We start from the raw sequence: 12,879 nt of genomic DNA on the forward strand, positions 1-12,879 counted from the left end.
TGCGCTCCTGGGGGGTTAAAGCGTTTCATATCATGCTCCGCCAACGGCATGTGCTGGAGAGCGCATGGGCTCGGCTGAAGTCACTTCAGAAGGTTTGGTTTTCAGAGGCAATGTTAGACGGACCAAGGCACCGCGCGTGCGCGTCTCGGTCAAGGGTGCATCCTCAAGTGCTAGCGTGCCGCCGTGCTGTTCGACGACCTTTTGCACGATTGCGAGACCGAGGCCAGTCCCCTTCGCACGCGTCGTAACATACGGTTCGAGAAGCTTGGCGCGGTTTTGCTTTGGCAGGCCGATGCCGTTGTCGATAACCTCGATCGCTACACGATCCGCCGACGGAACAAGCCGGACCTCGATACTGCCCTTGTAATTCGCGGGGCGGCCTTGGGCTTCGCCATAGGACTCGATTGCTTCCGCACCGTTCTTGATGAGATTGGTGACGGCCTGCGAAATGAGCCGCAGATCGAAGCGCGTGGTGACGGGGCCCTCGGGAAGCTCCAGCTTGAAGTCGATATCCTTGTTGCCTTCGCGGAAGAGCACGGCGGGCTCCTGTACGGCGAGGCGCAAATCCTGGTCGGCCATGACGGGTTGCGGCATGCGCGCGAACGACGCGAACTCGTCGACCATGCTTTTGATCTGACCGGTCTGGCGTTCGATCGTCTGCGTCAGCGTTTCGAACAGGTCGCGGTTGTCGTCGATCTGCGTCCCGAACTTGCGGCGCAGGCGTTCGGCTGCAAGTTGTATCGGCGTGAGCGGGTTCTTGATCTCGTGCGCAATGCGGCGCGCGACATCGGCCCACGCACTCGTCCGCTGTGCCTGCACAAGCTCGGAGATATCGTCGAACGTCACGACAGAGCCGACGTCGCCCTCATCTTCTTCCCGCTCGTGGGTAATGCGGACGGCGAACGTCCGTTCCTCATCGCCGATCTGCTTCTTGATTTCGTGCTGACCTTTATTTTTCAACCCTTGCTCATCGACAGGTGCGAGGACGGGTGCGAATTCAGGAACGACGTCGGTCAGAAGTTTGCCGACGGCCTCGACGCTTTGCGTTCCGAGCAGGCGCTCGGCGGCGCGGCTCAGAAGCGTGATGCGATCGTTGCTGTCGAGGCCGATGACGCCGGCTGAAACGCCCGACAGCACCGCCTGGATGAAATTCCGCCGCTCGGTGAGCTGCGCGTTGGTCGTGACAAGCGCGTCCTGCTGGGTTTTCAACTCGCGCGTCATCAGGTTGAAGGTGTGCGAGAGACGGCGAAGGTCCCCCTCCCCGCGCTTCTCAGGCAGCTCGATTTCGAGATTGCCGCGCGAGACCTCCTGGGCGCCGGCGATCAGCCTGCGGATCGGAGCGACGAAGCGGCCTGCGAACCACATGCCAACCCAGATCGCCGCCAGTAGCGACGTCAACGAGATCATGAAATAGATCAGCCCGTGCGCGACTTTGAGACCGCTCTTGGCTTGGCGCAGGCGGGAATATTCGTAGACGTTCTGCTCGGTACTTTTGAGATGTTGGATCACCTTCGGGCTGACACCGCGGGCGACGTAGAGATAGCGGCCGGGCATCGAGTCGATCTTGGCGATGGCCGAGATCCGATAATCGCTCGACGGTCGCGAGAGTGCCACCTGACCGGCTTCCGCCTGCTGGATGGCCGATGGCGGTGGCACGACATACGGCAGCTTCGGGTCGTCGAGCGCGAGCACGATCGGCACGCCGTCGGAATCGATGACGTAGGCCGACGTCAGATCGCGCAGGCCGGCCTGACCGATGAGGAATTTCTGGAAGGCGTCAGGGTCGTCCTTGAGCGTCGCGGCCTCGCCGTTGATGTCACGGACCATGTTGACGATATCGGTCCGGATGATCTGGCTGTGCTCGTCGACGTAGGCGCGGGCAACGTCATAAGAGTTTTCGACGATGGCGCTGGTGCGGCCCGAGAACCAGCCGTCGAGCGAACGAGAGAACGTCGTCGTGGCGGCGACGGCAAGCAGCACCGCGGGCAATGCGGCGATCAAACTGAAGAGCGCCACGATGCGGGTGTGCAAGCGGGCGCCGGGTATCCTCTGCTTCCACGCGCGCCTGAGCCCGAGAGCCTGCCACGCGATGGTGCCGAACATCGTCAGGATCAGAACGGCGTTGATGGCGAGCGCACCCCAGACGTATTCGTTGCGGGGAGCAATCGCCGTCAGCCCGGTCAAAATCATGTAGCTGACGAGCGCGGACGTCAGCGACAGCAGGACGACGCCCAATCCAAACCAAAACGCACGGTCGGACGGATTGAGTGGGGTCGTCCCCTCATCCATGAGCGCAGCCATAGCCTCGCGGTCGCCCATAGCGTCGGGATCGCGCACGGCATCGCGATCGCCGCGAGCGATCGTGTCAGCTTTGCCATTGCTGTTGCCGGCGCTCATCAGATTACGACCAAGTCTACTATCGCTATGAATTCGTTTTCTATTTTTCGTTCGATAGAGTTCCTGCGCGACGTTGCCCAACGCTGTGCGTCGCCCGCTGGCGCGCATGAAGCGGCGATCCCGCATCACGTCGGGAGAAACAACAACGTAACTGTGACATTTTCGCGACGGGTGTGGCGCAGTTCAAGCGCCAAATTTTCCGTTACCGGCTGCCTGTGGATAACTTCGACGCCGTTTCCGGCCGAGGACGTCAGCCCTCGACCGTGCGGAATACCCTGATGTTGAGGTCGCGAATGCGGGCGCGGAGCGTGTTCCGGTTGAGCCCAAGAAGCTCGGCGGCCCGGATCTGATTGCCGCGCGTCGCCGCCAGCGCGGCACTTAGCAGCGGCTTCTCGACGTCGCGGATGACGCGATCGTAGAGGCCCGGCGGCGGCAGGTCGTTGCCGAAGGACGAGAAGTAGCGCGACAGGTAGCGCTCGACCGCCTCGCCGAGGTCGCCGCTCTCCGGCTGGCCACCGATAGGCGGCGCAACGGCAGAGCCTGCAAGCTCCTGCTCAACGATCTGTGCTGTCAGCGTGTCCTGCGTATAGAGCGCGACGAGACGACGGACGACGTTTTCAAGCTCTCGAACGTTGCCGGGCCACGGATGGGCCTTCAGGCGTTCGATGGCCGCGCTCTCGATCGACTTCTGGCCGAGGCCTTCGCGGGCGGCCTGGCGCAGAAAGTGGCGGACAAGATCGCCGACGTCTTCCAGGCGCTCGCGCAGCGGCGGCAGACGGATCGGCACCACGTTCAGGCGATAGAACAGGTCTTCGCGGAAGAGGCCCTGCTGGATCTGCGTTTTGAGATCGCGGTGGGTCGCGGCGATGATGCGGACGTTGGTCTTGATCGGCGTGCGGCCGCCGACCGTCGTATATTCGCCCTGCTGCAGAACGCGCAGAAGACGCGTCTGAGCTTCAAGCGGCATGTCACCGATCTCGTCGAGGAAGAGCGTGCCGCCTTCCGCCTGCTCGAAGCGGCCGGGCGTGCGCGTCTGAGCGCCGGTAAAGGCGCCCTTCTCGTGACCGAACAGTTCGCTCTCGATCAACTCGCGCGGGATTGCCGCCATGTTGATCGCAACGAACGGACCATGCCGGCGCTTGCCGTAGTCGTGCAGTACGCGGGCGACGAGTTCCTTGCCCGTACCGCTCTCGCCGTTGATCATGACCGTCAGATCGCTCTGCGTCAGGCGGGCGAGAACGCGGTAGATGTCTTGCATCGGCAGCGAACGACCGATCAGAGGCAGCTCGTCAGATTCGCGCTCGGTCGCCGTCGTCTGGCGTTTGCGGCCCGGTTCCGACAGCGCCCGCGAGACGACAGCAACGACCTCGTTCAGATCGAACGGCTTGGGCAGATATTCGAATGCCCCCTTCTCCGCCGCAGTCAGCGCCGTCATCAGCGTGTTTTGCGCGCTCATGACGATGATGGGCAGATCCGGACGCAATTTTTTCATGCGCGGGATCAGGTCGAACGCATTTTCATCGGGCATCACGACGTCAGTGATGACAACATCGCCCTCGCCCTGACTCACCCAACGCCAGAGCGTCGCCGCGTTCCCCGTTGCGCGGGGGGCGAAGCCGGCGCGCGCCAGTGCCTGGTTCAACACCGTTCGAATGGCGGTATCGTCGTCGGCGATCAGTATGGTGCCTCTGGCCATCAAGTCTCTCTCGTGGTCGGCACGGCCGCGGGACGTGTACGCTGCATCGGAAGCAGCACGCGGAATACCGTGCGTTTTGGTTCGCTTTCACATTCGATGATACCGCCGTGATCGGCGATGATCTTCGCGACAAGGGCGAGGCCCAGTCCGCTGCCGGATGCCTTCGTCGTGACGAACGGATCGAAGAGATGCGGCTTCAGGTGCTCAGGGATGCCGCAGCCGTTGTCTTCGATCTGGATCATCAACGGCAGGCTGACGCGCGTATCGGAGCCCGGAAGCGACAGTCTTACGCCCGGTCGAAACGCCGTCGTCAGGATGATGCGACCGCCATCTGTCTTTTCGCCAATAGCTTCGGCGGCGTTCTTCAGAAGATTGAGGAAGACCTGAACGAGCTTGTCGCGATTGCCAAGAACAAAGGGCAGCGACGGATCGTAGTCTTCGACATAACGAACGTTGCGGCCGAAGCCATGCTCGGCGATGCGGCGCACATGGTTGAGAACATCATGGATGTTGACGGCATCCTTGCTGATCGGACGTTCGTCGCCGAACACTTCCATGCGATCGACGAGATTGCGAATGCGATCGGTCTCGGAACAGATGAGCTGCGTCAAAGCGCGGTCCTCATCGGACAGTCCCGGCTCCAGCAGCTGCGCCGCGCCGCGAATGCCGGACAGCGGGTTCTTGATTTCGTGCGCCAGCACGCCGGCCATGCCGGAAACGGAGCGGGCCGCTGCGCGATGCGTCAACTGCCGCTCGATCATTTGCGCCATCGAGCGCTGCTGCAGCATGAGGAACATGTTGCGCGGCTCTTCAGGGAGCGGGCCGCCGTAGATGTCGACGAGCTTAGCGCCCGAGAAGCGCGGTGTCGCGACTTCGATACCGTATTCGTTCACGGTTGCGCCGGTCGCCTGCACCTGCTCGATAAGACCGAGCAGCGGACAGCCGAACGCGACGATCTCCGAAATCCGGCTGCGCGTGAGCGTGGTCGCGCTCATCGAGAAGAAGGATTCCGCTGCCGAGTTCGCAAACACGATCGACTGATCGTTGGCGATGACGAGGATCGGGTGCGGAAGCGCACTCAAGAGATCTTCGCAATCGACGATCGGTCCCGGTGGTGGCGCCGCGGAGGCGCGTTCGGATTGGCGTATCGACGCCGACTTGCTGCTCATGCCGCGAGAGACTCCGTACCAGAGTAAAAGGCTTTAAGGCCATCAATCACGCGCTGCGGTTCAAGCATCACACAAAGCTTTCCCCGCCAGGACTTGACGACTGCGTCGCTGGCCCCACTCGACGCCAGATACCAACCGATGTGCTTGCGCGCGTTGCGCAGGCCCAGTTCCCTGCCGTAATGACCGAGCATCATTTCGAAATGCTCGATCGCAATATCGCGCTGTTCGTTGAGCACCGGATCGCCAGGGTCGCGGCCCGATGCGAGAGACTTGGCGATCCGTCCCAGCATCCACGGCGCGCCGTAAGCGCCGCGTCCGACCATCACACCCTTTGCGCCGGAAGCTTCCAGCGCCGCGCGAGCGTGGTCGGGCGAGAGAATGTCGCCGTTGACTAGGACGGGAAGCGAGGTGGCGTCGACGACGGCGCGCACCGCGCGCCAATCGGCAGCGCCGGTGAAGAACTGGCAGCGTGTGCGCCCGTGCACGGTAATGAGCTTGATGCCTTCGGCCTCGGCGCGGCGCGCAAGCTCGCCAGCGTTGCGGGTCTTGTCGTCCCAGCCGAGGCGCATTTTCAACGTCACCGGCACCCTGACGGCATTGACGACGGAGCGAATGAGCGACTGGGCATGATCGAGATTGCGCATCAGCGCGGAGCCGGACAGCTTGCCTGTCACTTCGCGCGCCGGGCAGCCCATATTGATGTCGATCATGTGGGCGCCTTTGGCTTCGGCGATCTTCGCGCCTTCGGCCATCCAATGTTCGTCGCGTCCGGCGAGCTGAATGACGAACGGCGTTAAATCACGACCTTCGACCCGCCGCAGCACGTCGCGGCGCGCCTTCGCCAGTTCCTCGCTCGCAACCATTTCAGATACGACCAGCGTCGCTCCAAGGCGGTGAGCAAGGCGGCGAAACGGTAAATCAGTTACTCCGGACATGGGCGCCAGCACTGCAGGTGGCGCGCCGTTTACGATGTTTTCCAGCATACGGTCCTAGAGAGACGGCCCCATCGACTGCCTATTCATTGAGCAGAACGATCGTCTGCCGTGAGTTTGGGCAGACTAGGCAAGGAGGAATGATTTCGCAAGGGCGAACAATACATTTACAATTTGCCCATTTGACGCGGTCTCACCCTGTTCGGCTATGAAATTGGGCATAGCACGTCCGCCGTCAACGTCGCGGTTGCAAGGCGAGTGTTGCGAAAGTGCTCGCCAACAGGCAGGGAGTTGCAGCCTGACTTTCGGGCAGCATCCTGTTCTTGGGGGAGGTTTGTGTTGCGCATCGCCGCTTTAATCGTCGCGGCCGGACGGGGAACGCGCGCGGCCAACCAGGGCGCGGGTCCGAAACAATATGCTCAGATCGGCGGCAAATCCGTGCTCGAGCGGGCGATAGCCATCTTCGCGGGCCACGCCGAGATCGACGAGGTCAAAGTTGTCATTCACGCGGACGACCGCGAGTTGTATCAGCTTGCGACCTCCGCTGGCGGTTGGGCGAAGCTTTCCGCGCCCGCGATCGGCGGGCCGACGCGTCAGGCTTCGGTCCTTCGGGGTCTTGAAGCTCTCGCCTCCTCGTCGCCGCCCGACCTCGTCCTGATCCACGACGCAGCGCGGCCGTTCGTTTCAGGTAAGACGATTTCGAAGGTCATTGGCGCCCTCGGCGAACGGCCAGGCGCGCTAGCAGCTCTTGCCGTCACCGATACCTTGAAGCGCGCGGCCGACGGTATTGTGACCGACACAATCGCACGCGATGGTCTCTGGCGGGCACAGACGCCGCAGGGATTTCACTTTGCACCGATCCTGAGCGCGCACCGCAAAGCGGCCGAGCAAGGCATCGACACATTCACCGACGACGCGGCAATTGCGGAATGGGCCGGGCTCGACGTAGCTATCGTCGAAGACTTAAGCAGCAACATCAAAATCACGACAGCAGAGGATCTCGACGTGGCGGACCGGCAATTGACGAGCACATTAGAACCGCGGATCGGGAGCGGCTTTGACGTGCATCGCTTTTGCGAGGGCGATCACGTCTGGCTCGGCGGTATCAAGATCCCGCATACACACAAGCTCGAAGGCCATTCGGACGCCGACGTCGTATTGCACGCATTGACCGACGCTTTGCTCGGCGCCATCGGCGACGGCGATATCGGTCAGCACTTCCCGCCGTCCGATCCGAAGTGGAAAGGCGCGGCATCGAAGCTCTTTCTTGAAGACGCTGTTCGGCGCGTGCGCGATCTTGGCGGCCGGGTGGGCAATGTCGATATTACGGTGCTCGCCGAAGCGCCGCGCGTCGGTCCGCATCGCCCGGCCATGCAAGAGCTGATCGGTGGCGTGCTCGGACTTCCCGCACATCGCGTCGGCATCAAAGCAACGACGACGGAGCAGATGGGCTTCACCGGACGACGCGAAGGCATCGCCGCCATGGCGACAGCGATGGTCTTCTTACCCGCGGAGACAACATGAGCGACAAGCCGCAGCAGTCTTCTTCAGACATCGCGACGAACACCGCGCTGCGGTTGACGGTCCGAAACGTGGCCGTCTTGAACCTCACCTATTTCGGTATCGAGTTTGCGGTCGCGCTGGCGATCGGCTCGGTCGCGTTGTTTGCCGACAGCGTCGATTTTCTCGAAGACGGCGCGGTCAACCTGCTGATCCTCGCCGGGCTCGGGTTCACGATGGCGCAACGGGCCAAGCTCGGAATGGTTCTGGCTGTCATTATCCTGGTGCCGGGCCTCGCGACGCTCTGGACAGCGTGGCAGAATTTTTCAAGCGGCTTGGTGCCGGAGGCTATACCGATCACGGTGACGGGCATCGGCGCGCTCATCGTCAACTCAATATGCGCGTGGATGCTGGCGCCGTTCCGGGCCGCCGGCGGCAGTCTGACGCGCGCTGCGTTCCTGTCGGCGCGCAACGACGTGGCGGCCAACATTGCGATTATTGCGGCAGGCCTGCTGACGAGCGTCACGCACTCGCACTGGCCCGATCTGATCGTCGGCCTCGGCATCGCCGCGATCAATGCTGGTGCAGCGCACGAAGTCTATGAAGCGGCTCGCGAAGAGCACGCGCAGTCACGCTCCTGACAGCGGTAGATATCCACAAGCGCAGGTGCGTCGAGTTGCAGCTGCGCACATGGGCAACACCACAGCCTCAGATGCTGCTTTGCAACGGCTTTCGCCATTGACCCTCAAGGCAGAATCGCGGCATCAAATGAACACGTGGTTGTATTGCCACGATCCACACGAGAGTGCCCATACGGGAGCCGATATGAACATCATGCCCCAAAATCTCGACCGCCAGCACGTCGACGCAGCCATCAGCACTATTGCCGAGGCTCAAGCCGAGATGTGCTTAGCGACCCGTGTTCGTCAGCTCTCGCGTATCGTCACGAGGGTCTACGATGATGCCTTGCGCCCACTTGGCATCACCGCAAGCCAATACACGCTGCTTGCCCAGCTCGCGTCTCGTGACGGCATCACCGCCGTCGAGATCGGCCACGAACTCGACATCGAGAAGTCGACACTGTCCCGCAACTTGAAGCGCCTGCTCGCGCTTGGCCACATCGTCATGGATCCGCCCGCCGGACGGCGGGGACGCGGTCTGCACCTTACGCCCAAAGGTCAGGCTGTTCTGAAGGATGCCTATCCGATCTGGCAGGATGCCCAGAAGCGTACTGTCGGTGCCATGGGGACTGACAGCAGGTCTGTACTCGACAGTCTGCTTTCGCATGCCGAGGTACTCGCGGCGGCCTGATCAGCTGGGCCGTTTGCACATTCTCCTCTCTCTAGTTAGCCTTTAGGGGGGCGCTTCATCGGAAGCGCTCCCCATTTTCTTTTTTGGAATAAGCGACGAGGCCCCCAGTGTTCCCGGCAGACGTCCTCACCAGCGCCAAGCATCTCATCGACACCCTTCGCGCTCAGAATCGAACGCTGACGACGGCCGAGAGCTGCACGGGCGGGCTCGTGGCTGCGGCCATCACCGCCGTTCCCGGCTCCTCCGATGTCTTCTACGGCGGGTTCGTGACCTATTCGAACGACGCCAAGGAACACATGATCGGCGTCGATGCCGAACTCATCAAGCACCACGGCGCGGTCAGCGAGGCAGTCGCACACGCGATGGCAGAGTGCGCGGTCAGCACAACCGGCGCCGATCTCGCGGTTTCGATTACGGGCATCGCCGGTCCCGGTGGAGGAAGCCCGCACAAGCCGGTCGGGCTGGTTTACATCGCCGTCGCGTCGGTATTTGATGCTCCGCGCGTGGAACGGCACATGTTCGGCGAAGCCGGCCGCGACGAAGTACGCTTAGCCAGCCTCAGGGCGGCATTGAGACTGCTCGAAGAGGCGGCCAAATGATCGGATGTCTGGGTTTGCGCAACCGATCCATCGGCGCGATCGCCGTGGCTATGTTCGGTGCCTTGCTCGGAACAACGTCGGTCTTCTCACCGGTTTCGGCGGCCGATCTTTCGGCACGGGATATTTCGATCCTGCTGTTCCGCGCCGCACCCGGTAGCCACCCAGCGCTCAACAACCGCAATCTGATGCGGCTCGATCTGGCATCTCTCGATTTCAAGAAAGCCGACCTTCGGCAGGCCAATCTGTTCGGCACGGACCTGACCGGCGCCAATCTCTCCGGCGTCGATCTGAGCGGCGCGCGGCTCGACCGGGCGGTTATCATCGGTGCACGCTTCGACGGCGCCACTCTCGATGATGCGTCCCTCATGCGGCCGGCGACGACGTCAACGCTCGTGCCTATCCCGCGGGAGGCGCCGAGCCTGAAGGGCGCTTCGCTCAAACGCGTGAAGTTCTTTGGCGATTTTTCGGGGTCCGATTTTTCCGGCGCCGATCTGACGGATTCGGTCTGCGCGCCGATCAACAGGACCGGTTTCATCGAACATCTCTGGCGCTCGGTTTTCGTCAGCGCGAACCTCTCTGGCGCAATCCTGACGCGAGCCAACATGGACCGCTCTCAGTTGAGCTTCGCCGTGCTCAAAGGCGCGATCCTGCACGCTACCCAGTTGCGAGGGGCCGATCTTTCAGGAGCCGATCTCAGCGGCGCCGACCTCACCGGAGCGGACCTGACGGACGCGGACTTGACCGATGCCAACATCACCGGCGCCGACCTGTCCGGCACGCGGCTTCACGGCGCGATCGGGCTCGGAAGCCTCAAGGGGCTGTCGCTCGCCAGAAACTCGGACAAGATCATTCGCTAGATGCGATCTTCGCGGCTGCGTTGCCGTAGATCTTGGCAGCCCGTTCCTCGAATGCCTGCGTGAAGCGGCGGAAAGCCTGATCGAACATCGAGCCCATCAGCACGCCGAGCAGCTTCGAGCGAAACTCGTAATCGATGAAGAAGTCGACCGCCGAGCCCGTTGCGTCGTCCATGAAGCGCCAGCGATTGTCGAGGTGTTTGAAGGGACCGTCGAGATAGCTGACGTCGATGCGCAGCTCTGCCGGGTTGGTTACGACGCGCGTGGTAAAGTTCTCGGCGATTGATTTATAGCCGACGCTCATGCGCGCCGTCAGTTCCTCCCCCTCCCCTTGCGGGAGGCGTGAGAGGACAGTCAAGCCGGTGCAGAGCGGCAAGAATTCGGGATATTTCTCGATGTCGGCGACGAGCGCATACATTTGCGCGGCCGAGAAGCGTACGTGGCGCTGGGATGAAAAAGACGGCATGGCGGCGCTTATGGCACACGATCAGATAAGATGAAAATGCGCATGACGTCATAGCTGCGCGAGGCGCTTCCCGCCCCGTCACAGCAGCCGGCGATCACTTAAGCGATCAGCCGGGCCAGAAGGACGACGATGATGGCGCCGATGGCCGCGGTAATGATCTCGGTGACGAGGGCGTTGCCGATGCCGAGATTGATACCGAGCGCCTTGAACAGATAGCCGCCGACGAACGCGCCAATGATGCCGGTGATCAAATACCGGATCAGGCCATCACCGCCGACCACGAGCGAGGCTAGGAAGCCGGCAACGATGCCGATCAGGGCAAAGACGATCAAATCGCGGGTTTGGCTGTCCATCCGGCTCTCCGACGACATTTCCAGTGCCAGCGCAAGCGATCATCAACTGACCGGCTTGCGACGTGGTGCTTTAGACGTGGCAGCGCGCGCCTAAATATTGATTGAGCAGGTCATTGTACTTGTCAACGTTGGCACGCTGGCCGGCGCTGAGCTTGCCGCCGTTGCTCGCGCGTTCCACCTGCGCAGGCACGCCCTGAGAGTCCAGGCGATTGAGTTCGTTACGGATGGATCCGCACGACTGACCCGGTGGCAGCGGTCGCGCACCCGGATCGCCGTTTCCTCCGGCCGCGCCTCCGCAACCTTGGAGCGCCCCCGTCAGGACGGTCACAAGAACAACCGCTAGACTACCCCGCATTTATCCGTCTCGCTCGCGTAAGTTCTTTGGAAGTGAGAAGGAGCCCCTGCCCCCGCAATGGTCGCAAAGACCACAGCTCGATAGCCTTCGCAATCCCCCGTGGCGTTCCTGTGGCGGCGCAGCAGCACTCACCAATTTGAAAATAGCCTCCGGGGATACACTCTGCGCCAGCGCAGGCCCCGTTTTCCGGAGCCCGCCGCGGGCGCTGCGCGATCATCGGCTTTCAGGCAGACTTATTTATTTGCCGCTGCCGTCTGCTGCGTGGGTGCTTGCGCCGCAGCCTGGTTCGGGACTGACGGGCCGCACCGGGTCTGAAATTGCTCGTAGGCTTTGTTGAGTTCAGCCTGCTTCTGCAGCGCCGTGCGCTTGACCGAGACCTTGCTCGTCTTGCCGTCTGCCGCCTGCTCGAGCCGATTGATGGTGCCGTCAGCTTTCAGCGTGTTGATCTGGCTTGCCAGCGAGACGCACACAGGGTCCGTCTTTGCGGCGGTCTGCTGGGGTGTGATCGAGCCCGTCGAGAGATCAAAGCCCCCGTTCGCGCAGCCGCCGACCAACGCTGTTGCAACGACGATCATTCCGACTTTGCCAAATGATACCGCAGTCATCGACCCACCCCCAGAAGTTGCACGCCGGCAACTTAACGCGCACGTCTCGTTTGCTTAGCGGCTGGGCGGAAGTGTGCGCAAGCTGGGTGAGGCCGGTCATCCCCTAGCGAAACTCTGCCGGCAGATCGAAGGTGTGGACATCGGCGCTCTGGCGCAACCCGGCAACACTCGATTCACGTCGAACCGAGAGGGAGTGGTATCGCTTGGTGGAATGCGTCAGTGCGTGACGCGGCGGCGCATCTTGCCGTAGCTCGCAAGCTCGCTCTGCGGGAACGAGGCGTTGAAGCCTTTGCGGAGGGCTTCGATGGAGTGTTCCTCACCGAGTTCTCCGCTCAGCGACGCCGCATGAGCGATGTGATGGCCGATCTGCGCAAGGACGCGCCCCCACTCTTCCAACTGGGGACCGAAGGCCTCGCCGTTGAGAGCCACCGCCAAGGCACCGTCGGCGACCCAGGCCCGAATCAATTCGACCGCCTGTTCGGCTTCGGGAACCCCGTCGGGCACATCCAGCTCAAGGAGCGGATCCGAATCGTTAAAGTCAGACATCGTCGACGGACTCCTTGATTACGATCGCGTCGGCAAATTTAGCCACCACACACGTCACGGCTGACTATCGCTATTACTCACACTTGTGAGCCACAA

14 protein-coding genes are annotated in these 12,879 nt (G+C 62.1%); 5 read left to right on the plus strand and 9 right to left on the minus strand.

What is annotated here, in order from left to right; translation table 11 throughout:
* Positions 1 to 30: 30 nt before the first annotated feature.
* The 4 genes from RLW41_RS20860 to dusB all read right to left on the minus strand — a co-directional run bounded on the left by RLW41_RS20860 (position 31) and on the right by dusB (position 6,245).
* Positions 31 to 2,397 (minus strand): ATP-binding protein, encoded by a 2,367-nt coding sequence (locus tag RLW41_RS20860; RefSeq protein ID WP_409559926.1) that lies wholly within the window; start codon positions 2,395 to 2,397, stop codon positions 31 to 33.
* Between the two features lie 250 nt (positions 2,398 to 2,647).
* Positions 2,648 to 4,093, minus strand: coding sequence for a nitrogen regulation protein NR(I) (ntrC, locus tag RLW41_RS20865; protein ID WP_409559927.1), 1,446 nt, complete (start codon positions 4,091 to 4,093; stop codon positions 2,648 to 2,650).
* Positions 4,093 to 5,262, minus strand: a complete 1,170-nt coding sequence (locus tag RLW41_RS20870; RefSeq protein WP_409559928.1) for a two-component system sensor histidine kinase NtrB — start codon at positions 5,260 to 5,262, stop codon at positions 4,093 to 4,095. The genes ntrC and RLW41_RS20870 overlap by 1 nt, the downstream gene beginning before the upstream one ends.
* Complete coding sequence (dusB, locus tag RLW41_RS20875) at positions 5,259 to 6,245, minus strand: tRNA dihydrouridine synthase DusB (protein ID WP_414462736.1); 987 nt, start codon at positions 6,243 to 6,245, stop codon at positions 5,259 to 5,261. Before dusB ends, RLW41_RS20870 begins: the two co-directional genes overlap by 4 nt.
* 288 nt (positions 6,246 to 6,533) lie before the next feature.
* Here dusB and RLW41_RS20880 point away from each other — a divergent pair, with 288 nt between their 5' ends.
* From RLW41_RS20880 to RLW41_RS20900, 5 genes are all read left to right on the plus strand, one after another.
* Positions 6,534 to 7,718: a bifunctional 2-C-methyl-D-erythritol 4-phosphate cytidylyltransferase/2-C-methyl-D-erythritol 2,4-cyclodiphosphate synthase gene (locus tag RLW41_RS20880; RefSeq protein ID WP_414464626.1), complete on the plus strand. Its 1,185-nt coding sequence runs from the start codon at positions 6,534 to 6,536 to the stop codon at positions 7,716 to 7,718.
* Complete coding sequence (locus tag RLW41_RS20885; RefSeq protein ID WP_409559930.1) at positions 7,715 to 8,335, plus strand: cation transporter; 621 nt, start codon at positions 7,715 to 7,717, stop codon at positions 8,333 to 8,335. The genes RLW41_RS20880 and RLW41_RS20885 overlap by 4 nt, the downstream gene beginning before the upstream one ends.
* A gap of 184 nt (positions 8,336 to 8,519) precedes the next feature.
* The gene (locus RLW41_RS20890) at positions 8,520 to 9,005 is read left to right on the plus strand and encodes a MarR family winged helix-turn-helix transcriptional regulator (RefSeq protein ID WP_024275875.1); all 486 of its coding nucleotides are present in this window, start codon (positions 8,520 to 8,522) and stop codon (positions 9,003 to 9,005) included.
* A 107-nt stretch (positions 9,006 to 9,112) separates the two neighbouring features.
* A complete protein-coding gene (locus RLW41_RS20895) occupies positions 9,113 to 9,604 on the plus strand; it encodes a CinA family protein (RefSeq protein WP_414462737.1) in 492 nt (163 codons plus the stop codon).
* Complete coding sequence (locus tag RLW41_RS20900) at positions 9,601 to 10,461, plus strand: pentapeptide repeat-containing protein (protein ID WP_414462738.1); 861 nt, start codon at positions 9,601 to 9,603, stop codon at positions 10,459 to 10,461. The genes RLW41_RS20895 and RLW41_RS20900 overlap by 4 nt, the downstream gene beginning before the upstream one ends.
* Here RLW41_RS20900 and RLW41_RS20905 read toward each other — a convergent pair.
* The 5 genes from RLW41_RS20905 to RLW41_RS20925 all read right to left on the minus strand — a co-directional run bounded on the left by RLW41_RS20905 (position 10,451) and on the right by RLW41_RS20925 (position 12,783).
* Positions 10,451 to 10,924 (minus strand): type II toxin-antitoxin system RatA family toxin, encoded by a 474-nt coding sequence (locus RLW41_RS20905; protein ID WP_414462739.1) that lies wholly within the window; start codon positions 10,922 to 10,924, stop codon positions 10,451 to 10,453. The genes RLW41_RS20900 and RLW41_RS20905 overlap by 11 nt on opposite strands.
* A gap of 98 nt (positions 10,925 to 11,022) precedes the next feature.
* Positions 11,023 to 11,277 (minus strand): GlsB/YeaQ/YmgE family stress response membrane protein, encoded by a 255-nt coding sequence (locus RLW41_RS20910; protein ID WP_013947707.1) that lies wholly within the window; start codon positions 11,275 to 11,277, stop codon positions 11,023 to 11,025.
* A 70-nt stretch (positions 11,278 to 11,347) separates the two neighbouring features.
* Positions 11,348 to 11,632: a hypothetical protein gene (locus RLW41_RS20915; RefSeq protein WP_013947708.1), complete on the minus strand. Its 285-nt coding sequence runs from the start codon at positions 11,630 to 11,632 to the stop codon at positions 11,348 to 11,350.
* A 233-nt stretch (positions 11,633 to 11,865) separates the two neighbouring features.
* The gene (locus RLW41_RS20920; protein WP_013947709.1) at positions 11,866 to 12,237 is read right to left on the minus strand and encodes a hypothetical protein; all 372 of its coding nucleotides are present in this window, start codon (positions 12,235 to 12,237) and stop codon (positions 11,866 to 11,868) included.
* A gap of 216 nt (positions 12,238 to 12,453) precedes the next feature.
* Positions 12,454 to 12,783, minus strand: coding sequence for a DUF5076 domain-containing protein (locus RLW41_RS20925; RefSeq protein ID WP_013947710.1), 330 nt, complete (start codon positions 12,781 to 12,783; stop codon positions 12,454 to 12,456).
* Positions 12,784 to 12,879: the final 96 nt, after the last annotated feature.

Source organism: Hyphomicrobium sp. DY-1 (genome assembly GCF_047497105.1).
Lineage (GTDB): Bacteria > Pseudomonadota > Alphaproteobacteria > Rhizobiales > Hyphomicrobiaceae > Hyphomicrobium_B.